This window comes from Pseudomonas oryziphila (assembly GCF_003940825.1).
In the GTDB taxonomy this organism is placed as follows: Bacteria; Pseudomonadota; Gammaproteobacteria; order Pseudomonadales; family Pseudomonadaceae; genus Aquipseudomonas; species Aquipseudomonas sichuanensis.
This window is the reverse complement of record NZ_CP034338.1, coordinates 211,825-232,410: the sequence shown is the minus strand read 5'-3', so window position 1 is coordinate 232,410 and position 20,586 is coordinate 211,825. Positions and strand designations below refer to the sequence as shown.

16 protein-coding genes are annotated in these 20,586 nt (G+C 62.9%); 8 read left to right on the top strand and 8 right to left on the bottom strand.

The window, feature by feature from the left end; all coding sequences use genetic code 11:
* Position 1: 1 nt before the first annotated feature.
* From EJA05_RS01160 to EJA05_RS01145, 4 genes are all read right to left on the bottom strand, one after another.
* On the bottom strand, positions 2-1,096 hold the full coding sequence (locus EJA05_RS01160) for a polyamine ABC transporter substrate-binding protein (RefSeq protein ID WP_125462195.1): 1,095 nt from the start codon (positions 1,094-1,096) through the stop codon (positions 2-4).
* Between the two features lie 160 nt (positions 1,097-1,256).
* Positions 1,257-2,354: a polyamine ABC transporter substrate-binding protein gene (locus tag EJA05_RS01155; RefSeq protein ID WP_125857091.1), complete on the bottom strand. Its 1,098-nt coding sequence runs from the start codon at positions 2,352-2,354 to the stop codon at positions 1,257-1,259.
* Between the two features lie 169 nt (positions 2,355-2,523).
* Entirely contained in the window at positions 2,524-3,885 is a 1,362-nt protein-coding gene (locus tag EJA05_RS01150) for an aspartate aminotransferase family protein (RefSeq protein ID WP_125857090.1), read from the bottom strand.
* Positions 3,886-3,933: 48 nt separating this feature from the next.
* The gene (locus EJA05_RS01145; protein WP_125462192.1) at positions 3,934-5,292 is read right to left on the bottom strand and encodes a glutamine synthetase family protein; all 1,359 of its coding nucleotides are present in this window, start codon (positions 5,290-5,292) and stop codon (positions 3,934-3,936) included.
* 667 nt (positions 5,293-5,959) lie between these two features.
* Here EJA05_RS01145 and EJA05_RS01140 point away from each other — a divergent pair.
* The gene (locus EJA05_RS01140) at positions 5,960-7,336 is read left to right on the top strand and encodes a glutamine synthetase family protein (RefSeq protein ID WP_110992163.1); all 1,377 of its coding nucleotides are present in this window, start codon (positions 5,960-5,962) and stop codon (positions 7,334-7,336) included.
* 106 nt (positions 7,337-7,442) lie between these two features.
* On the opposite strand, the gene argA is transcribed toward EJA05_RS01140, so the two are convergent.
* Entirely contained in the window at positions 7,443-8,741 is a 1,299-nt protein-coding gene (gene argA / locus EJA05_RS01135; RefSeq protein WP_125462190.1) for an amino-acid N-acetyltransferase, read from the bottom strand.
* A 125-nt stretch (positions 8,742-8,866) separates the two neighbouring features.
* The gene (gene argE, locus EJA05_RS01130) at positions 8,867-10,009 is read right to left on the bottom strand and encodes an acetylornithine deacetylase (RefSeq protein WP_125857089.1); all 1,143 of its coding nucleotides are present in this window, start codon (positions 10,007-10,009) and stop codon (positions 8,867-8,869) included.
* 204 nt (positions 10,010-10,213) lie between these two features.
* Between argE and EJA05_RS01125 the strand changes: the two genes are divergently transcribed.
* On the top strand, positions 10,214-11,605 hold the full coding sequence (locus EJA05_RS01125; protein ID WP_125857088.1) for a CYTH domain-containing protein: 1,392 nt from the start codon (positions 10,214-10,216) through the stop codon (positions 11,603-11,605).
* On the opposite strand, the gene EJA05_RS01120 is transcribed toward EJA05_RS01125, so the two are convergent.
* Positions 11,594-12,064, bottom strand: coding sequence for an Lrp/AsnC family transcriptional regulator (locus EJA05_RS01120; protein WP_110992159.1), 471 nt, complete (start codon positions 12,062-12,064; stop codon positions 11,594-11,596). The genes EJA05_RS01125 and EJA05_RS01120 overlap by 12 nt on opposite strands.
* Positions 12,065-12,189: 125 nt before the next feature.
* Here EJA05_RS01120 and EJA05_RS01115 point away from each other — a divergent pair, with 125 nt between their 5' ends.
* The 6 genes from EJA05_RS01115 to EJA05_RS01090 all read left to right on the top strand — a co-directional run bounded on the left by EJA05_RS01115 (position 12,190) and on the right by EJA05_RS01090 (position 17,484).
* Positions 12,190-12,516 (top strand): hypothetical protein, encoded by a 327-nt coding sequence (locus tag EJA05_RS01115; protein WP_125462187.1) that lies wholly within the window; start codon positions 12,190-12,192, stop codon positions 12,514-12,516.
* A 100-nt stretch (positions 12,517-12,616) separates the two neighbouring features.
* Positions 12,617-14,296 (top strand): GspE/PulE family protein, encoded by a 1,680-nt coding sequence (locus tag EJA05_RS01110; RefSeq protein ID WP_125857087.1) that lies wholly within the window; start codon positions 12,617-12,619, stop codon positions 14,294-14,296.
* Between the two features lie 93 nt (positions 14,297-14,389).
* Positions 14,390-14,704, top strand: a complete 315-nt coding sequence (locus tag EJA05_RS01105) for a DUF2388 domain-containing protein (protein ID WP_125462185.1) — start codon at positions 14,390-14,392, stop codon at positions 14,702-14,704.
* A 366-nt stretch (positions 14,705-15,070) separates the two neighbouring features.
* Entirely contained in the window at positions 15,071-16,474 is a 1,404-nt protein-coding gene (locus tag EJA05_RS01100; protein ID WP_125857086.1) for a PAAR domain-containing protein, read from the top strand.
* Positions 16,475-16,481: 7 nt separating this feature from the next.
* Complete coding sequence (locus tag EJA05_RS01095; RefSeq protein ID WP_125462183.1) at positions 16,482-16,883, top strand: hypothetical protein; 402 nt, start codon at positions 16,482-16,484, stop codon at positions 16,881-16,883.
* A 199-nt stretch (positions 16,884-17,082) separates the two neighbouring features.
* Entirely contained in the window at positions 17,083-17,484 is a 402-nt protein-coding gene (locus tag EJA05_RS01090; protein WP_125857085.1) for a hypothetical protein, read from the top strand.
* Positions 17,485-17,582: 98 nt separating this feature from the next.
* Here EJA05_RS01090 and gcvP read toward each other — a convergent pair whose 3' ends face one another.
* A complete protein-coding gene (gene gcvP, locus EJA05_RS01085) occupies positions 17,583-20,456 on the bottom strand; it encodes an aminomethyl-transferring glycine dehydrogenase (protein WP_125857084.1) in 2,874 nt (957 codons plus the stop codon).
* Positions 20,457-20,586: the final 130 nt, after the last annotated feature.

Below are 20,586 nucleotides of genomic sequence, written 5' to 3'. Positions count from 1 at the left end.
GTTACTTGCCCGACTTGACCTTGGTCCAGCTGCGGGTCATCAGGCGCTGCACCTTGGGTGGCAACTCTGCGTTGACGAACATCTTGTCCAGCACTTCCTGCGGTGGGTAAACCGCGGCGTCAGTCCTCACGGCCTGGTCCATCAGGTCGCCAGCCTTGGGGTTCGGGTTGGCGTAACCGACGTAATCACTGACCTGGGCAATAACCTCAGGCTTCAGCAAATAGTTGATGAAGGCGTGGGCCTCTTTGAGGTTCTTGGCGTCCTTGGGGATCGCCAGCACATCGAACCAGAGGTTGCCGCCTTCTTTCGGGATTGCGTAGGCCAGGTTCACGCCCTTCTTCGCTTCAGCAGCGCGGGCCTTGGCCTGGAACACATCACCGGAGAAGCCTGCCGCGACGCAGATGTCGCCGTTGGCCAGGTCGGTGATGTATTTCGAAGAGTGGAAGTAGGTCACGTAGGGGCGCACGGCCAACAGCTTGGCCTCGGCCTTCTTGTAGTCTTCAGGGTCGGTGCTGTTGGGGCTCAGGCCCATGTAGTTGAGCACCGCCGGGAGCATCTCGTCGGCCGAGTCGAGGAAGGCCACGCCGCACTTGCTGAGCTTCTTCATGTTCTCGGGTTCGAACAGCACGGCCCAGGAATCGATCTTGTCGGTGCCCAGCACCGCCTTGACCTTCTCGACGTTGTAGCCGATGCCGTTGGTACCCCACAGGTAGGGCACGGCGTACTGGTTGCCCGGGTCGTTTTTCTCGAGGCGCTTCATCAGCACCGGGTCGAGATTGGCATAGTTGGGCAGCAGACCCTTGTCGAGCTTCTGGAACGCGCCCGCCTTGATCTGCTTGCCGAGGAAATGGTTGGACGGCACGACTACGTCATAGCCGGTCTTGCCGGCCAGCAGTTTGCCTTCCAGGGTTTCGTTGGAATCGAACACGTCCTGCACCGGCTTGATACCGGTTTCTTTCTCGAAATCCGCGAGGGTGGTCGGCCCGATGTAGTCGGACCAGTTGTAGATATGCACCGTGGGCGCCGCTTGGACGCTGCAAGCCAGCGTCAGGCCCGCTCCAGCCATCAAGGCCTTGCGCAATACAGAAATAGACAAGTGGGGGCTCCTTACAATCAGTGCCTTTGCGGGCGGAAAACCTGGCCGCTCACGCAAAACCGGCGCGCAACTTACCTTCACGGCTTCGATGCCGCAAACTTATTTGCCTAAAGCTGCCTCTGGGCCGCAAAGGCCCGGCCCAGAGGGTCCCGCATCGGGCTTACTTGCCCGACTTGATCTTGGTCCAGCTACGGGTGATGTCGCGCTGGGCAGACTTCTCCGGCGCCTTGATGGCGTACAACTGTGCCTTCACTTCATCGGACGGGTAGATGGCCGGGTCGCTGGTGATGTCCTTGTCCACGAACTGGGTGGCCGCCTGGTTGCCGTTCGGGAAGCGCACGGCATTGGTAATGCCGGCCATCACTTCCGGTTGCAGCAGGTAGTCCATGAACTTGTAGGCCGCTTCGACGTTCTCGGCGTCCTTCGGAATGGCAACCATGTCGTAGAAGGTGCCGGCACCTTCCTTAGGAATGGTGTAGCTCAGCTTGACCTTGTCGCCGGCCTCGTGGGCACGGGCCTTGGACTGCTCCAGGTCACCCGAGTAACCCACGGCCACGCAGATGTTGCCGTTGGCCAGGTCGGAGATGTACTTGGAGGAGTGGAAGTAGGTGATCGAAGGGCGGATCTTGAGGAACAGGTCTTCGGCAGCCTTCAGGTCTTCTTTCTTGGTGCTGTCGCTTGGCTTGCCCAGGTAGTGCAGCGCGGCCGGGATCATCTCGGTCGGTGCATCGAGGAAGCTCACGCCGCAGCTCTTGAGCTTGGCGATGTTCTCAGGCTTGAACACGGCGTCCCACGAGTCGATCTTGTCCACGCCCAGCGCGGCCTTGACCTTCTCCGGGTTGTAGCCGATGCCGATGGAGCCCCACATGTACGGGAAGGCGAACTTGTTGCCCGGGTCGCTGGCGTCGCCGACGGCCTTGAGCAGGGCCGGGTCGAGGTTTTTCCAGTTGGGCAGCTTGGAACGGTCCAGCTCCTGGTAGACGCCAGCCTTGATCTGCTTGGCCAGGAAGTTGTTGGACGGCACGACGATGTCGTAGCCCGACTTGCCCGCCAGCAGCTTGGCTTCGAGGGTTTCGTTGCTGTCGAAGACGTCGTAGACGACCTTGATGCCGGTCTGCTTCTCGAAGTTGGCCACGGTGTCCGGGGCGATGTAGTCCGACCAGTTGTAGACGTGCAGCACTTTGTCATCAGCCTGAACAGCGGTCGCCACGGCACCCATCAGGGCGGCGGCCAGCAGCGTCTTGCCCAATTTCTTCATGCGTAATGCTCCAGAATTTATTATCAAGCCATCTGTTCAGCAGCCAGGGCCCACGGTGCACGCGCTGGGCGACTGAAACAGCCGTTAGTCTGGCAAGTTACAAGGCGCTGTTTCAACACAACCAGAGCCTTGTAATGACTTAATGTCACCTCGCCAGCCTAGCAGACCGTCATTTGATCGCTTCGTACGTCAAATCCAGGCACTTGCGCGCCTTCTCCACCAGTTCGTCCACCTCGGCATGGGTAATCACCAGCGGCGGGGCGATGATCATGGTGTCGCCCACGGCGCGCATGATCAGGCCGTTTTCGAAGCAGAAGTTGCGGCAGACCATGCCCACGCCCTTGCCCTCGTAACGGCTGCGGGTGGCCTTGTCCTTGACCAGCTCGATCGCGCCGAGCAGGCCCAGGCCGCGCACTTCGCCCACCAGTGGGTGGTCCTGCAGCTCACGCAGTCGTTTTTGCAAGTAGGGTGCCACTTCCGTGCGCGCCTTCTCGACGATGTGCTCGTCGCGCAGGATGCGCAGGTTTTCCAGGCCCACAGCGGCCGCCACCGGGTGGCCGGAATAGGTGAAGCCGTGGTTGAAGTCGCCACCTTCGCTGATCACCTTGGCCACCTTGTCACGCACGATCACACCGCCCATGGGGATGTAACCGGAGGTCAGGCCCTTGGCGATGGTCATCAGGTCGGGCGCAAGGTCGTAGTAGTCGGAGCCGAACCACTCGCCGGTGCGGCCGAAACCACAGATCACTTCGTCGGCGACGAACAGGATGTCGTACTTCGCCAGGATCTCCTTGACCTTCGGCCAGTAGGTCTCAGGCGGGATGATCACGCCGCCGGCGCCCTGGATCGGCTCGGCGATGAAGGCGGCGACGTTGTCTTCGCCCACCTCCAGAATCTTTTTCTCAAGCTGCTCGGCAGCCCACACGCCGAAGTCGTCGGGGCTCATGTCGCCGCCCTCGCCGAACCAGTACGGCTGAGGAATGTGCACGATGCCTGGGATCGGCAGGCCGCCCTGCTCGTGCATGCCGCTCATGCCGCCCAGGCACGCGCCGGCGAAGGTGGAGCCGTGGTAGCCGTTGATGCGGCTGATGATGGTCTGCTTGTGCGGCTTGCCCTTGAGCGCCCAGTAGTGGCGGACCATGCGCAGCACGGTGTCGTTGCCTTCGGAGCCGGAGCCGGTGAAGAACACATGGGTCATGCCCTCGGGCGCCACGTCGGTGATCGCCTTGGCCAGCTCCAGCGCGGGCGGGTGGGCGGTCTGGAAGAACAGGTTGTAGTACGGCAGCTCGCGCATCTGCTTTTCTGCCGCCTGCACCAGTTCTTCACGGCCATAGCCCACCGCCACGCACCACAGGCCGGCCATGCCGTCGAGGATCTTGTGGCCCTCGCTGTCCCACAAATGCACGCCCTGCGCCTTGGTGATGATGCGCGGCCCCTTCTCCTTCAGCTGCTTGTAGTCGCTGAAAGGTGCAAGGTGGTGCTCGCCGCTCAGGGTCTGCCATTCACGGGTTTGCGGGTTGTTGACGCTCATGTGCTTCTCCATGGTCCGGTGGCCGCGCCCAGGCGGCCTCAGGGTTGATCACACAGCAAACAGCAGGAACTCTCGCTCCCAGGAGCTGATGACGCGCTTGAAGTTTTCATGCTCGGCGCGCTTGGTGGCGACGTAGCCGGCAATGAATTTCTTGCCCAGGTACTGCTCCAGTGCCCGGCTGATTTCCATGCGTTCGAGGGCATCCTCGATGGTCAGCGGCAGGCGCAGGTTACGGCGCTCGTAGCCACGCCCCTGTACCGGCGCGCTGGCCTGGATGCCTTCGACCATGCCGATGTAGCCGCACAGCAGGCTGGCGGCGATGGCCAGGTACGGGTTGGCGTCGGCGCCCGGCAGGCGGTTCTCGACGCGGCGGTTCTGCGGGCCGGCATCCGGTACGCGCAAGCCGACGGTGCGGTTCTCTTCACCCCACTCGACGTTCACCGGCGCCGAGGTGTCCGGCAGGAAGCGGCGGAACGAGTTGACGTTGGGGGCGAACAGCGGCAGCGCCTCGGGGATGAACTTCTGCAGGCCGCCGATGTGGTTGAGGAACAGCTCGCTCATGCTGCCATCGGCATTGGAGAAGATGTTCTTGCCGGTGGCGGCATCGACCACGCTCTGGTGCAGGTGCATGGCACTGCCCGGCTCGCCGGTCATCGGCTTGGCCATGAAGGTGGCGGCCACGTTGTGCTTGAGCGCCGCCTCGCGCATGGTGCGCTTGAACACCAGGATCTGGTCGGCCAGGTGCAGGGCGTCGCCGTGACGGAAGTTGATTTCCATCTGCGCGGTGCCGTCTTCGTGGATCAGGGTGTCGAGGTCGAGCTGCTGCAGTTCGCACCAGTCATAGACGTCCTCGAACAGCGGGTCGAATTCGTTGGCGGCCTCGATCGAGAACGACTGGCGGCCGGTTTCCGGGCGGCCGGAGCGGCCTACCGGCGGCTGCAGCGGGAAGTCCGGGTCTTCGCTGCGCTTGGTCAGGTAGAACTCCATCTCTGGCGCGACGATCGGCTGCCAGCCCTTGTCGGCGTAGAGCTTGAGGACTTTCTTGAGCACGTTGCGCGGCGACAGTTCGACCGGGTTGCCCTTCTTGTCGTAGGTGTCGTGGATCACCTGGGCGGTCGGCTCGATGGCCCATGGCACGAGAAACACCGCGTTCTCGTCGGGGCGGCAGATCATGTCGATGTCGGCCGGGTCGAGCAGTTCGTAATAGATGTCGTCGTCGACGTAATCGCCGGTCACGGTCTGCAGCAGCACGCTCTCGGGCAGGCGCATGCCTTTTTCGGCGATGAACTTGTTGGTGGGCGAGATCTTGCCGCGGGTGATGCCGGTCAGGTCGCTGATCAGGCATTCCACTTCGGTGATCTTGTGCTCTTTCAACCAATCGGTGAGCTGGTCGAGGTTGTTACTCATAAATACCTCAGGAGGTAATGTGGCCCGGTTGCAGGGAACCGGCAGCCATTGACGCCAGGCGTCGGTCAAAGTCGGCGCACACAGCGCCGAGGGGCCTGGACAGGCCCGCGCCTTGATTCTGGATGGAGTGCCTGGCTAAAGCAAAAACCTGCGCGCAGGACGCCAGTGGATACACTCCATAAGAGTGGCTCCGTGGTGAAAGCAAAGGGCAGATAGAAAGGAAGACGTGCAATAACGCATTACGAGGCATGGTTTTTTTGTGCGAACCGTCAATTATTGCGGCCACTGCGGCCACCCACTGTTGCAGGCGTGCAATGATCGGACGGTAACCGGGAGATGTACCTGAGCGCACCGTGCATGCGGTGCTGGCAGGTCTCGACAGGCGGACCATGTGACCCTCGTATTATTGTGTTTTGGGTTGTGACCGAGCTTAGCCTTGTTCATTTTTTTACACAACTCTTCCGTAAAAAATAAAACACGGCCCGCTCTGGATAACCCCTCAGCACGAAAATAGCGGATAATGGCACGCCCCGATATGCAGCAAATCTGCCGTAGACGTGCCATTTCAGGGCATCATGGGGCTGGCTTGACTTAACCCGGTCTTTCCGATTGACTGGGGTTGCAAGCCCCCCTTGATTGATATTTTTAACAACAAAGGTGTTGCATCATGTCGGTACCCCCGCGTGCCGTTCAGCTTAACGAAGCGAACGCGTTCCTTAAGGAACATCCTGAGGTTCTCTACGTTGACCTTCTGATTGCAGATATGAATGGTGTGGTTCGTGGCAAGCGCATCGAGCGCACGAGCCTGCACAAGGTTTACGAGAAAGGCATCAACCTGCCGGCCTCCCTCTTCGCCCTCGACATCAACGGTTCGACCGTCGAAAGCACGGGCCTCGGTCTGGACATCGGCGATGCCGACCGCATCTGCTACCCGATCCCCGACACCCTGTGCAACGAGCCATGGCAGAAGCGCCCTACCGCGCAATTGCTGATGACCATGCACGAACTCGAAGGCGAGCCGTTCTTCGCCGACCCGCGTGAAGTGTTGCGCCAGGTGGTGAGCAAGTTCACCGACATGGGCCTGACCATCTGCGCCGCGTTCGAGCTGGAGTTCTACCTGATCGACCAGGAGAACGTGAACGGCCGCCCGCAGCCGCCACGCTCGCCGATTTCGGGCAAGCGCCCGCAGTCGACCCAGGTGTACCTGATCGACGACCTCGACGAATACGCCGACTGCCTGCAGGACATCCTCGAAGGCGCGAAAGAGCAGGGCATCCCGGCCGACGCGATCGTCAAGGAAAGCGCCCCGGCACAGTTCGAAGTCAACCTGCATCACGTTGCCGACCCGCTCAAGGCCTGTGACTACGCGGTGCTGCTCAAGCGGCTGATCAAGAACATCGCCTACGACCATGAAATGGACACCACCTTCATGGCCAAGCCCTACCCGGGCCAGGCAGGCAACGGCCTGCATGTACACATCTCCGTGCTGGACAAAGATGGCAACAACATCTTCACCAGCGAGGATCCCGAGCAGAACGCCGCGCTACGTCACGCTGTCGGCGGTGTGCTCGAGACCCTGCCCGCCTCGATGGCGTTCCTCTGCCCCAACGTCAACTCGTACCGCCGCTTCGGCGCGCAGTTCTACGTGCCCAACGCGCCGAGCTGGGGCCTGGACAACCGCACCGTGGCCCTGCGTGTACCTACAGGTTCGCCGGACTCGGTGCGCATCGAACACCGCGTCGCCGGTGCCGATGCCAACCCGTACCTGATGATGGCGGCCGTGCTGGCCGGCGTGCACCACGGCCTGACCAACAAGGTCGAACCGGGTGAGCCGATCGAAGGCAACTCGTACGAGCAGCTGGAGCAGAGCCTGCCGAACAACCTGCGCGATGCCCTGCGCGAGCTGGACGACAGCGAGATCCTCAACAAGTACATCGATCCGAAGTACATCGACATCTTCGTCGCGTGCAAGGAGAGCGAGCTGGAGGAGTTCGAGCATTCGATCTCCGACCTCGAGTACAACTGGTATCTGCATACCGTGTAAACGAAAACGCCGCCCTCAGGGGCGGCGTTTTGTTTCAGGATCGCATCGCGGGGCAAGCCCGCTCCCACGCTGTTCGACGTGGGAGCGGGCTTGCCCCGCGATGTCGTCAGAGCGGCTTCTCGAAAATCTTCGAATTACGCTGGAAGTTGTACAGCGACGCCCGCGCCGCCGGCAACTGCTCCACGCCACAGGGCGCAAAGCCACGCTCGCGGAACCAGTGGGCGGTCCGGGTCGTCAGCACGAACAAGGTTTTCAACCCCAACTGCCGAGCCCGCGCTTCGATGCGTTCGAGCAACTCGTCGCCACGCCCGCCATGCCGGTACTCCGGGTTCACCGCCAGGCACGCCAGCTCCCCCGCCTCGGAATCGGCAATCGGGTACAGCGCCGCACAGGCGATGATCATGCCCTCGCGCTCGACCACGCTGAACTGCTCGATCTCCCGCTCCAGCACCTCGCGCGAACGGCGCACCAGGATGCCCTGCTCTTCCAGCGGGCTGATGAGGTCCAGCAGGCCACCGACATCGTCGATGGTCGCCTCGCGCACCACTTCGAACTGCTCCTGGGACACCAGCGTGCCGCCGCCACCGCGGGTGAACAGCTCGGTCAGCAGCGCACCATCTTCGGCGTAGCTGACGATATGACTGCGCGCCACCCCGCCCTTGCAGGCCTCGGCGGCCGCGTCCAGCAATTCCGCCTGGTAATCGCTGCCCAGGCGCTGCAGGTGCGGCGCAATGTGTTGCGGGCGCAGTTCGCGTACCAGTTGCCCCTTCTCATCCAGCAGGCCGGGTTCGGCGCCGAACAGCAGCAGCTTGTCGGCACCCAGCTCGATCGCGGCGCGGGTGGCCACGTCTTCGCAGGCCAGGTTGAAGATCTCGCCGGTCGGCGAGTAGCCCAGCGGCGACAGCAGCACGATGGAGCGCTCGTCGAGCAGGCGGTTGATGCCCTTGCGGTCGACCCGGCGCACTTCGCCGGTGTGGTGGTAATCGACCCCCTCCAGCACGCCGATCGGCCGCGCGGTGACCAGGTTGCCGGAAGCCACGCGCAGGCGCGAGCCCTGCATCGGCGACGCCGCCATGTCCATCGACAGGCGCGCCTCGATGGCCAGGCGCAGGGCGCCGACCGCATCGATCACGCAGTCGAGGGTGGCCGCGTCGGTGATCCGCAAGCCATGGTGATAGTGCGGGGTCAGGCCGCGGGCGGCCAGGCGGCTTTCGATCTGCGGGCGCGAGCCGTGCACCAGCACCAGCCGCACGCCTAGGCTGTGCAACAGCACCAGGTCGTGGACGATATTGCCGAAGTTCGGGTGTTCCACACCATCGCCCGGGAGCATGACCACGAAGGTGCAGTCGCGGTGGGCGTTGATGTAGGGAGAAGCATGGCGCAGCCAGTTGACGTAATCGGGCATGACGAGGCCTGTGGATAAGTGAACGGAGAACGAAAAGGCGCACAACGTTCGAAAGTCATCGTCGGAACAGGCTTGCGGTCACGCGCGGTCTCCTCTAGGCAGGAACGAATCAGCTCAATGGACGTTTAGCTCAGGCAATAGTGCCGGATCAGGTCACGCAATAGACGCACGGTAGGCTCGATACGTGACATTTCCAGGTACTCGCCAGGCTGGTGGGCGCAGGCGATGTCGCCTGGGCCGAGCACGATGGTCTGGCAGCCGAGCTGCTGAAGATAAGGCGCTTCGGTGCCAAAGGCCACCGCTTCGGCGCGATGGCCGGTCAGGCGTTCGGCCAGTTGCACCAGTTCGCAGTCGGCGGCCTGCTCGAAGGGCGGCACCTCGGGGAACAGCGGCGCGTAGTCGATGCGCACCTCGTGGCGCTCGGCCAGCGGCGCCAGTTTGCCGCGAATGGCCGCGCGCAGCTGCTCGACATCCATGCCCGGCAGCGGGCGCAGGTCGAACTCCAGCGCGCACTGGCCACAGATCCGGTTGGGGTTGTCGCCGCCGTGGATGCAGCCGAAATTCAGGGTTGGCGTGGGCACCGTGAACTGGGGATTGCGGTACTTTTCCTGCCAGCCGCGGCGCAGGCTCATCAACTCGCCCATCACCGCATGCATGGCCTCCAGGGCGCTGTGGCCGAGGGACGGGTCCGACGAATGGCCGCTGCGCCCAAGGATGTCGATGCGGTCCATGAGGATGCCCTTGTGCATGCGGATCGGCTTGAGCCCGGTGGGCTCGCCGATCACCGCCGCGCGGCCGAGCGGCTGGCCGGCTTCTGCCAGGGCACGGGCGCCGGACATCGAGCTCTCCTCGTCGCAGGTGGCGAGGATCAGCAGCGGTTGCTTGAAGTCGTGTTCCAACAGCGGAATCACCGCGTCGATGACCAGGGCGAAGAAGCCCTTCATGTCGCAGCTGCCCAGCCCGACCCAGCGGCCATCGACCTCGGTCAGCTTGAGTGGGTCGCTTTTCCACAGCTGCGGATCGTAGGGCACGGTATCGCTGTGCCCCGCCAGCACCAGCCCGCCCGGGCCGGTGCCGCGGCTGGCCAGCAGGTTGAACTTGCCAGGGGTGACCTGCTGGATCTCGCATTTGAAGCCCAGGTCGCCCAGCCAACCGGCCAGCAGGTCGATGACCGGGCGGTTGGACTGGTCCAGCGCAGGCTGGGTGCAACTGACCGACGGGGCGGCGATCAGGGCGGCGAACTGGTCTTTCAGCGACGGCAACGGCATGCGCGGACTCCTCAAAAGCATGGGGGCATCATAGCAATGCAGATGCCTGACAAAGCAATTCGATCATCCTTCGTGGGAGCGGGCTTGCCCCGCGATACCGGCGCAGCCGGTGCCATCTATCGCGGGGCAAGCCCGCTCCCACGATGATTCATGACGTAAGTGCTGTAGACTGCCCGCCACGATGCCCCTCCTTCCGAGCCCGCGATGCACACAGAAACCGAACTCAAACTCCGCGCCAGCCCCGAGACCCTTGCCGCCCTGCGCGAGCACCCGCTGCTGAAAAAGCGCAACAAGTCCGGCTGGCAGACCCGCGAACTGCTCAATCAGTATTTCGACACCCCCGAGCGTGAGCTGTCCGCCGCCCGGGTCGCCCTGCGCCTGCGCCGTGACGGCGAGGTGATCATCCAGACCCTCAAGTGCCGCGGCCAGAGCGTGGCCGGCCTGTCCGAGCGCAACGAGCACGAGTGGCAGCTGGACAAGGTCAAGCTCGACCTGAAGAAGCTCGACGCCAGCTGCTGGCCCGAGCAACTGGCCGAGCTCGACAAGAAAACCATCAAGCCGCTGTTCACCACCGACTTCACCCGCGAGTACGCGGAGATTTCCTGGGGCCGTGGCAAGGCCAAGGTGGTGATCGAAGCTGCGCTGGACCAAGGCTTCGTGATCGCCGGCAAACGCAAGGAAGCCATCTGCGAGCTGGAGCTCGAGCTGCGCGAAGGCGCGCCCGAAGCGCTGCTGGAGCTGGCCGCCGAACTGGCCGCCACGCTGCCACTGATGCCCTGTGACATCAGCAAGGCCGAACGCGGCTACCGCCTGCTCGACGAAGGCAGCTACGAGCTGGACCTGCCGAGCGCCGAGCTGGATGCCGAAATGCCGGTGGACGACGCCTTCGCCGCCCTTGCCTGGCAATTGCTCGGCAGCAGCCAGCGCCTGGCCGAGCAGTACCGCCACACCGGCCACTGGCGCCTGCTGCAGGACTGGGTGCGCTGCCTGGCCGAACTGCGCGCACTCACTGGCAGCCTTGGTCAGGCCGCGCCGCGCGCTGCCACCCGCGAGCTGCGCGCCAGCCTAGACGCCCTGCTGGAAGACTGGCGCCCGCTGGTGCTGGCCGGCAACGAGGACGAAGACATCCGCCGCGCCGCGCCCGAGCAGTTCACCGAAGAGCTGGAAGACCCGCGCTGGGGCCAGTTCTCCCTGCAGACCGCGCGCTGGCTGAGCGCCCGTGCCTGGACCGTCGAACGCAAAGGCCGTGGCGAACGCCAGGGCAAGGCGCAACTGGCCAGCTGGCTGCAGCACTTGCTCGGCGAAGAAGCCCGCGCCCTCAAGCTGCCGCTGTACGTGCAGCGCCCGGAAGACCTGGCCGAGCAGCTGCCGCGCATCGAGTCGGTACAGGCCTGGATGCACCATGCCCGCCAGGTGCTCGACCTGCCCCAGCAGGACCGCCTGTACGGTGAGCTGAACAAGCTGCATGAGCTGGCCGAGCAAGCGCTGGTCGATGAGCACAAGGACGAGCTGCTGGAAGCACGCATCGAGCAAGCCCGTGCCATCGAACAGAACCGCGCCTGGAAGTACCTGCTCAAATCGCCCTCAGCGCGTTAAGGGCAGGCTGGTCGTGGACTTGATCTCGGACAAGGCCACGATCGAATTGACCTCCTGGATCCCCGGCACATTCGACAGCTTTTCGAAGAAGAACCGTTCGTAGGCTTCGATGTCCGGGGTGACTATACGCAGCAGGAAATCCACCGAGCCCATCAGCACGTAGCACTCCAGCACCTCGGGGAAGCCGCGGATCGCCTCGGTGAACTCGGCGAAGTTCGAGCGGCCGTGGGCATTGAGCTTCACCTCGGCGAAGATCTGCGTATTCAGCCCCACCTTCTTGCGATCCAGCAAGGTCACCTGGCCGCGGATCACCCCCTCCTCTTTCAGACGCTGAATACGGCGCCAGCAGGGCGATTGCGACAGGCCCACGCGCTCGGCGACCTGCGCACTGGACAGTGAAGCGTCCGCCTGCAGCACCTCGAGAATGCGCCGGTCATAGGCGTCCAGTTCGCTTTGCATGATTGATTCTCCAACGCGCCATAAAACGAATTAACTAATTCGTCAAAACCGTAAATGGCCGAATCATAGCGAAAATATGCCCCGCCGAACGTGCAAGAATTTCTGCACTTTCGCGGAGACCCAGCATGAACGCACTCGAACGCCCCCTCACTTCGCCCCGCACCGACGCCTGGGCCGCCACGGCCGCGCACAGCACCGTGCACTACCACCTGCAGGCCGAAGCCGAGCCGGACACCTTGTGCCGAGTGCTGAACCTGTTCGCGCTGCAATTTCTCACCCCGCACAGCGTGCAGGTGAGCCAGTGCGACGACCTGCTCGACGTGCAGATCGGGATCGGCGGCCTGAGCTGGCACCGCGCCGAAGTGATCGCGCAAAAGTTGCGCAACCTGGTCTGCGTTGCCGACGTCAGCCTGCATAACCTGCCGCGCCTGGCGCACGCGGCAGTCAGCTGAAGGCCGCCGGCGGCAAGATCCGGAAATCCTTTGCCGCACCGCGGGTGGGCCACCCGGTCTAGCCTTTCCAGGCCTTCGATCACCTGGCCAGGACGCCGCCATGCTCGCCAAGGATAGCCATGACCTCGACCTCAACCGCCTGCTCGACGCCCTGCTGGCCGAGCAGCGGATCACCGCCGGCGATGCCCTGCAGGCACTGGAACGGGCAAGGTCCCACCCCGCCGACCATCCTCTGGAACTGATTGCCGGCCTGGCCCTGCCAGACCCACTGCACCCAGGCCAGGCCCTCGGGCTGGATAGCCTCTGCCGCTGGCTGGCGCATCAGGCTGGCCAGCCGTTCCTGCACATCGACCCGCTACAGATCGACCTGGCGCGCCTCGGCAACCTGGTCTCTGCGGCATTCGCCCAGCGCCACGGCATCCTTGCGGTGGCCATGGACGAAAGCAGCATTACCGTGGCCAGCGCCCAGCCCTACCAGCGCGAGTGGGAAGCCGACCTTGCCCTGAGCCTTGGCAAGCAGGTACGCCGGGTGCTGGCCAGCCCCAGGCAACTGCGCCAGCTGGCGACGACCTTCTACGACCTGGCCCACTCGGTGCACGGTGCCGGGCAGCAGCAGTCGCCGCGCCTGGGCGAACTGGAGCAGCTGCTGGAGCTGGGCGCCAGCCATGCTCAAGCCAGTGCCGACGACGCCCACATCGTGCACATCGTCGACTGGATGCTGCAGTACGCCATCGAACAAGGCGCCAGCGACATCCACCTGGAGCCGCGCCAGGCGCAGGGCCACCTGCGCCTGCGCATCGACGGCCTGCTGCACGCGGTCTACGCCTTCCCGGCGGCGGTTGCGCTGGCCATGGTCAGCCGCCTGAAACACCTGGGGCGGATGAACGTGGCGGAGAAACGCCGGCCCCAGGATGGCCGGCTTAAAAGCCGTCTACCGGGTGGGGCGGACATCGAGTTGCGGCTATCCACCCTGCCCACGCCGTTCGGCGAGAAGCTGGTGCTGCGCCTGTTCGACCCCCGGCAACGGCATGACACCCTCGAACGCCTGGGGCTGGGTGGCTCGCTGCTGCAGCAGTGGCAGGCGCTGTTGCAACAGCGCCAGGGCATCCTGTTGGTCACCGGGCCCACCGGCTCGGGCAAGACCAGTACGCTGTATGCCAGCCTCAGGCACCTGGCCACACCCCAGGTGAACCTGTGCAGCATCGAGGACCCCATCGAACGCCTGGAACCCACCATCAACCAGCTGCAGGTCCAGCCGGGCCTGGACTTGAACTTTGCCGACGGCGTGCGCGCCCTGCTGCGCCAGGACCCGGACATCATCATGATCGGTGAGATCCGTGACCCCGAGACCGCGCAGGTGGCCGTGCAAGCGGCGCTGACCGGGCACCTGGTGCTGTCCACCCTGCACACCAACGATGCCTGCGCTGCCATTACCCGCCTGCAGGAACTGGGTGTGGCCGACTACCTGATCAAGGCCACGCTGATCGGCGTGCTGGCCCAGCGCCTGGTGCGCACACTGTGCCCGGCCTGCCGCGACAGCGCCCAGCAGGAGCAGGCCTGCCGTCAATGCCGGGGCAGCGGTTTCCAGGGCCGCACAGGCTTGTTCGAGTTGCTCAGGGTCAGCGCCAGCCTGCGTGAACGGATCACCCCGGGCGCCGACCTGGCCGCCCTGCGCCGGCAGGCACAGGCCGACGGCCTGCGTGACCTGCAACGCTGCGGCCAGGACCGCGTCGAGCAGGGCCTGACCACCCTGGAGGAGGTGCTGCGGGTCTGTGGATAAGTGATAAATCCCCTGTGTGAACGGGAACTTGGCCTGGGCAGGCATGATCCAACGGGCATCTCAAACAGCCCTCAAAGACCGAGGTGATTCATCATGCGTTTCAAAACAGCCATCGCAGCCACCGTCCTGTTCGCGCTGCCCATTGGCTCCGCCATGGCCGACACGTTCTGGCGTAACGTCATCTCCTCGGGTGCCACCACTGCCTCGACCTACCTGACCTTCAAGGACCACAAGCTGATCGTCGCCGCCCAGGATGACGCCGGCAGCTTCGTTGCCAGTGACGGTGCGATTCGCGGGCCGTTCCTGGAAGCTGCCATCAACCAGGTTCGCGCCGACAACCCAGGCGTGCAGGCCAGCGACATGGAACTGGCCAACGCGATCCTGGCCAAGAATGCCGTAGCCGAGTGATCCAGGAGGCTGCTGTGTAGCCCAATCGCCGGCAAGCCGGCTCCCACTCCGACCGCATCAGCCCAGGCCATGGGCAAACCTTGTGGGAGCTGGCTTGCCAGCGATGAGGCCAGTACAAGCAACACAAAATTGCTGCTTCCACAGGGCGGGGCAACTTCAGCGATACGCCTCCACCGGCACGCACGAACAGAACAGGTTCCGGGCACCATACAAAGCTCAAATGCCGCTTCGAAGCGCCCTATTTCCATGCGGCAGCGCCATACAAATCGTCAAATGCCGTAGGACCTTTCTCTAACTCTCCTGAGCTGAAAAAAGACAGTTCCCAGGCTGCTAGCGTCCGGCTTCCACTCACAAGGAAGCAGCAGCATGAGCCAGCGCATGAACATCTTCGGTAAAGGCCAAGGCCTGGACGGCGATCTCACCAGTACTGATGCCACCTGTATCGCTGGCCAGGCACGCGGTACTTTCCATGGCCGCCGCTGGCTACTCGAGGGTGACCGTACCACGCCATGTCCGCGGTGCGGCAAGCAAGGCACGATCGTCGATGGCGAGTCACGCTGGCTTCAGGATGGCATCCCCGTCGCTGTAGATGGCACCCCCGTAAAATGCGGGTGCCCAGCAGGTAGCAACTACGTCTTGGCTCCAATGAACCAGCAAGTCGCGGCACTGGCGAATTCGGCACACCTGCCCACCTCCGATAGCTTGCGTCGCAACGCTCCACCCCAGCCACAGGCCTTTGCTCGCGCCACATCGCCCATGGCTTCGGCAGCCCCCGGCGGCCTTGAACCTGGGTTTCACATAGTGCAACGCAGCACCTCGTTCCCTCAGTTGCTCATGCGCCTGTTCGAGGTGCGCGGCTCGCTGCCAGTCGCCCGCTTGCAACGGCTGAACCCCACCTTCGCTCAAGGCTTCAAGGCCGGAGAGATCTTCGTCATCGGCGACCCGGACAATAGCCATGCCTGCACCCGCGAAGAGGCCGAGTTGATGGCCGCAGCGCAGAGGGCACGGGAGGCACTGACTGAAATGAACGCCGAGGAGGCGGATTTCATGATGCGCCACCAGAGCGATATTGCAGGCCTGCTCGCAGATACAAGCTTATCGATGGGCGTTGTCCAGACGATGATGGCCAGATCACTTGAGGAGTTGCAGGGCACATTGCGCGGTATAGAGCACTTGCATCAGCAACAATTCACGAAGCACGGCCATCTGAAAAGCTCGGAGTTCTTCAGTGCGCGCAAGGAGCTCTTCAAAAAACTGGATGCACAGTTAAAGATCACCTTTCTCAACAAGCATATGGACCTTGGCAGCCATGACGCCTTGCGTAGAGACCTTGGTATATCAAGCAGAAGCCTGGTCCATCACTGGAGCAAGGCCGGCGGGCCGGGACAAATTCCGGGTTACTCGACCCACTTGGACAAATTGGCAAAAATGTCCAATTACCTGAAATATGGAGGGAGCGTAGGGATTATCCTTGGTGGTTCTTCATCGCTTTTGAAAATCCAAGAGGCATGCCGAGCCGGCGAAACGAAAGCCTGTAAAAAAATTCGTTTCACTGAGTCTGGAAATTTTGCAGGCGGCCTTGCAGGCGGTACGGCTGGCGGCATTTTCGCAAACGCTGTAGCCGGGGCGTGCCTTAGCCTTGGCCCGGTCAGTGCGACTGTCTGCGTCCTAGCCGTAACTGGCGCAACAACCCTAGTAGGGAGCATGGGTGGAATGGTGGTGGGAGAAAACATCGGCGATGTCCTTTTTGAATCCCTGGACTTGGAGTGACTACAACATGAGCCTACTTGTTGAATTGGCGTCATCCTCGAAATCCTGGAAACTTTTCATTGCCCTTACCCCGTGTGTGATCCTGCTAACTGGGCTTTTCATCATTGCTCGCCTGGCATGGACCAAAAATCTGAACATCATGCTCTCAGCCTTGAAAAGCAGTGATTGGCTAAGGCTTCAAAGCGCTTTATGGTGCATGTTCGGGGCTTGGGGGAAATTAATGATAACCGGCTCCATCGCCGGCTTATTGCATTGGCCGACCAAGCATATGCATATCCGCCTTGGAAAAATAAAAAAAGAAGAAATAGACAACTTCCCAAAGTCTCTGAAATACCAACTTTTCATCGGCGAACTCCTCATGGCTGCCGGCGCACTACTATGCGCCATCACTTATCATGCCTATTCATAAACACGACAAATCACCGAGCGCGCCTAGGCAAAATATGTAACAGGGGCGGCGTGCCTTAGCCTTGGCCCGGTTAGTGCAACTGTCTGCTTCATAGCCGTAACTGGCGCAGCAGCCTTGGCAGGAAGCATGGGCGGAATGGCGGCGGGAGAAATCACCGGCGATGTCCTTTTTGAATCCCTGTACTCGGATTGACTACAACATGAGCCTACTTGTTGAATTGGCATCATCCTCGAAGTCCTGGAAGCTTTTCATTGCCCTTACCCCTTGCGTGATCCTGCTAACAGGGCTTTTCATCATTACTCGCCTGGCATGGACCAAAAATCTGGAAATTATGCTCTCAGCCCTGAAAAGCAGTGAATGGCTAAGGTTTGAAAGCGCTATATGGAGTATGTTTGGGCTTTGGGGGAAATTCCTGATAACCGGCACCATCGCAAGCTTATTGCACTGGCCGATAAAAAATTTGCACATCCGCCTTGGGAAAATAAAAAAAGAAGAAATAGATAATTTTCCCAAACCCCTAAAATATCAACTTCTCATCGGCGAACTCCTCATAGCTATCGGCGCATTGCTATGCGCCATAACTTATCATGCCTATTCATAAACACGACAAGTCACCGAGCGACGGCCAGCAGCAAACCGCCCGGGTGAGCGGATCGCTCTCCTGGAGGGCTCGCTGCCTATTTACAGGGCACAGTTCCTTTATCGGTACGCCTCCACCGGCACACACGAACAGAACAGGTTCCGGTCCCCATACACGTTGTCGACCCGGTTCACCGCCGGCCAGTATTTATGCTGGCGCGCGTGAGCGCTGGGGGCGATGCCCTGTTCGATGCTGTAGGGCCGGTTCCACGGCGCCAGCACGTCGGCCAGGGTGTGCGGGGCATGCTTGAGCGGGTTGTCCTCGGCGGGCCAGTTGCCGTCCTGCACCTGCGCGATCTCGGCGCGGATCGCCAGCATCGCCTCGACGAAGCGGTCCAGCTCGGCCTTCGACTCGCTCTCGGTGGGCTCGACCATCAAGGTGCCCGGCACCGGGAACGACATGGTCGGGGCATGGAATCCGTAGTCCATCAGGCGCTTGGCCACGTCCTCCTCGCTGATGCCGGTCAGCGCCTTGAGCGGGCGCAAATCGAGGATGCACTCGTGGGCCACCCGCTGGTTGCGCCCGCTGTAGAGCACCGGGAAGGCATCGCGCAACTGGCTGGCCAGGTAGTTGGCCGACAGGATCGCCACCTCACTGGCATCGGCCAGCTGTGCCCCCATCATGGCGATGTACATCCAGCTGATCGGCAGGATGCTTGCGCTGCCCCACGGCGCAGCACTCACCGCCGTGTTGTTCGGGTCCAGCCCAGGCACCGGCACAACCGGGTGGCTGGCAACGAACGGCTTGAGGTGCGCCCGGATGCCGATCGGCCCCATGCCCGGGCCACCGCCGCCATGGGGGATACAGAAGGTCTTGTGCAGGTTCATGTGCGAGACGTCGGCGCCGATGTCGGCCGGGCGCGCCAGCCCCACCTGGGCGTTGAGGTTGGCGCCATCCATGTACACCTGGCCGCCGTGCTGATGGATCACCTCGCAGATCTCGCGGATGCCCTCCTCATACACGCCATGGGTCGAGGGGTAGGTGATCATCAGGCAGGAAAGCCGTTCGCCGGCGGCCTGGGCCTTGGCCTTGAGGTCGTCGAGGTCGACGTTGCCCTGCTCGTCGCACTCGACGATCACCACCTCCATGCCGGCCATCTGCGCCGAAGCCGGGTTGGTGCCGTGGGCCGAGGACGGAATCAGGCACAGGGTGCGCTTGGGTTGGTGACGGCTCTGGTGGTAGCGGGTGATCGCCATCAGCCCCGCGTACTCGCCCTGGGCGCCGGAGTTGGGCTGCATGCAGATGGCGTCGAAACCGGTGATGGCGCACAACCAGCTTTCCAGCTCGTCGATCATCGCCTTGTAACCCAGCATCTGGGCGGCCGGGGCGAACGGGTGCGGCAGGGCGAACTCGGGCCAGGTGATCGGGATCATCTCGCTGGTGGCGTTGAGCTTCATGGTGCAGGAGCCCAGCGGAATCATCGACTGGTTGAGCGCCAGGTCCTTGTTCTCCAGCTGCTTGAGGTAGCGCAGCATCTCGGTTTCGCTGTGGTGCAGGTTGAACACCGGGTGCTGCAGGATCGGCGTGCGCCGCACCAGGGCGCCGGGGATGCCCTCGGGCAGGGCTTGCTGGTCCAGGGTGGCGATGTCCAGGCCGTGGTCGACGCCAAGGAAGATGTCGAACAGCTTGAGCACCGTGGCTTCGTCGCAGGTTTCGTCCAGGCTCAGGCCCAGATGCCCACGGCCAAGGATGCGCAGGTTGATGCGGGCAGCCTCGGCGCTTTCGATGATCGCCACCTGGGTGCCGCCGACGTCCAGCGTGAGGGTGTCGAAGAAGTGCTGGTTGAGGCGCTTGATGCCTTTGCTTTGAAGCCCGGCGGCGAGAATGAAGGTCAGCCGGTGCACCCGCTGGGCGATGCGTTGCAGGCCCTCGGGGCCGTGGTAGACGGCGTAGCAGCTGGCAATGTTGGCCAGCAGCACCTGCGCGGTGCAGATGTTGGAGTTGGCCTTCTCGCGACGGATGTGCTGCTCGCGGGTTTGCAGGGCCATACGCAGCGCAGTGTTGCCGCGGGCATCGCGGGACACCCCGATGATGCGCCCGGGCATGGCCCGCTTGTAGTCGTCACGGCAGGCGAAATAGGCCGCGTGTGGGCCACCGAAGCCCATGGGCACGCCAAACCGCTGGGTGGAACCGAGCACCACGTCGGCGCCCAGCTCGCCCGGCGGGGTGAGCACCACCAGGCTGAGGATATCCGCCGCGACGCAGGCCAGGGCCTGTTGGCCGTGCAACTGGTCGATCAGCGGGCGCAGGTCACGCACTTCGCCGTGGGTGTCGGGGTATTGCAGCAAGGCGCCGAACACCTGGTGGCTGGCGAGGTTATCCACAGAGTCGATGATCAGGTCGAAGCCGAAGCCTTCAGCGCGGGTCTTGAGCACCGACAGGGTTTGCGGATGGCAATGCTCGTCGGCGAAGAACGCGTTGCTCTTGCTGCGCGCCACGCGCTTGGCCAGGGCCATGGCCTCGGCGGCGGCAGTGGCCTCGTCCAGCAGCGAGGCGTTGGCCAGGGCCAGGCCGGTGAGGTCGATCACCATCTGCTGGTAGTTCAGCAGCGCTTCCAGGCGCCCCTGGGCGATCTCGGGCTGGTAGGGCGTGTAGGCGGTGTACCAACCCGGGTTCTCCAGCACGTTGCGCAGGATGACGGTGGGGGTGACGGTGGCGTGGTAGCCCATGCCGATCAGGCTGGTCCACAGCTGGTTCTGCGCGGCATAGCCTGCGAGCTTGGCCAGGGCGGCCTGTTCATCGAGGGCTGGCGGCAGGTCGAGCGGGCGGTTGAAACGGATGCCCGGCGGCACGGTCTGCTCGATCAGTTCGCCGCGGCTGGCGACGCCAAGGGCGTCGAGCATGGCCTGCTGCTCCTGGGCATCGGGCCCCAGGTGGCGACTCAGGAATGAGTTGGATACTTGCAGTTGATGCAGGGACGGCGACTGGGACATGGCGACGATCTCTTCCTGGACCAGTTCTCATGGAGACTTACAAGTCTAGGAAGGGATCGGCGATGGTGCGGGAAAACTTGCACAAAGCTGGGGCTGCTTCGCAGCCCTATCGCGGCACAAGGCCGCTCCT

Excerpts from the sequence above, each read along its gene's own strand:
- EJA05_RS01090 (WP_125857085.1), top strand. The coding sequence starts at position 17,083 with ATGAGCCTACTTGTTGAATTGGCATCATCCTCGAAGTCCTGGAAGCTT.
- EJA05_RS01095 (WP_125462183.1), top strand. The coding sequence starts at position 16,482 with ATGAGCCTACTTGTTGAATTGGCGTCATCCTCGAAATCCTGGAAACTT.
- EJA05_RS01140 (WP_110992163.1), top strand. The coding sequence starts at position 5,960 with ATGTCGGTACCCCCGCGTGCCGTTCAGCTTAACGAAGCGAACGCGTTC.
- EJA05_RS01150 (WP_125857090.1), bottom strand. The coding sequence starts at position 3,885 with ATGAGCGTCAACAACCCGCAAACCCGTGAATGGCAGACCCTGAGCGGC.
- EJA05_RS01120 (WP_110992159.1), bottom strand. The coding sequence starts at position 12,064 with ATGCAAAGCGAACTGGACGCCTATGACCGGCGCATTCTCGAGGTGCTG.
- EJA05_RS01125 (WP_125857088.1), top strand. The coding sequence starts at position 10,214 with ATGCACACAGAAACCGAACTCAAACTCCGCGCCAGCCCCGAGACCCTT.
- EJA05_RS01145 (WP_125462192.1), bottom strand. The coding sequence starts at position 5,292 with ATGAGTAACAACCTCGACCAGCTCACCGATTGGTTGAAAGAGCACAAG.
- EJA05_RS01100 (WP_125857086.1), top strand. The coding sequence starts at position 15,071 with ATGAGCCAGCGCATGAACATCTTCGGTAAAGGCCAAGGCCTGGACGGC.
- argE (WP_125857089.1), bottom strand. The coding sequence starts at position 10,009 with ATGCCGTTGCCGTCGCTGAAAGACCAGTTCGCCGCCCTGATCGCCGCC.
- gcvP (WP_125857084.1), bottom strand. The coding sequence starts at position 20,456 with ATGTCCCAGTCGCCGTCCCTGCATCAACTGCAAGTATCCAACTCATTC.
- EJA05_RS01115 (WP_125462187.1), top strand. The coding sequence starts at position 12,190 with ATGAACGCACTCGAACGCCCCCTCACTTCGCCCCGCACCGACGCCTGG.
- EJA05_RS01155 (WP_125857091.1), bottom strand. The coding sequence starts at position 2,354 with ATGAAGAAATTGGGCAAGACGCTGCTGGCCGCCGCCCTGATGGGTGCC.
- argA (WP_125462190.1), bottom strand. The coding sequence starts at position 8,741 with ATGCCCGATTACGTCAACTGGCTGCGCCATGCTTCTCCCTACATCAAC.
- EJA05_RS01110 (WP_125857087.1), top strand. The coding sequence starts at position 12,617 with ATGCTCGCCAAGGATAGCCATGACCTCGACCTCAACCGCCTGCTCGAC.
- EJA05_RS01105 (WP_125462185.1), top strand. The coding sequence starts at position 14,390 with ATGCGTTTCAAAACAGCCATCGCAGCCACCGTCCTGTTCGCGCTGCCC.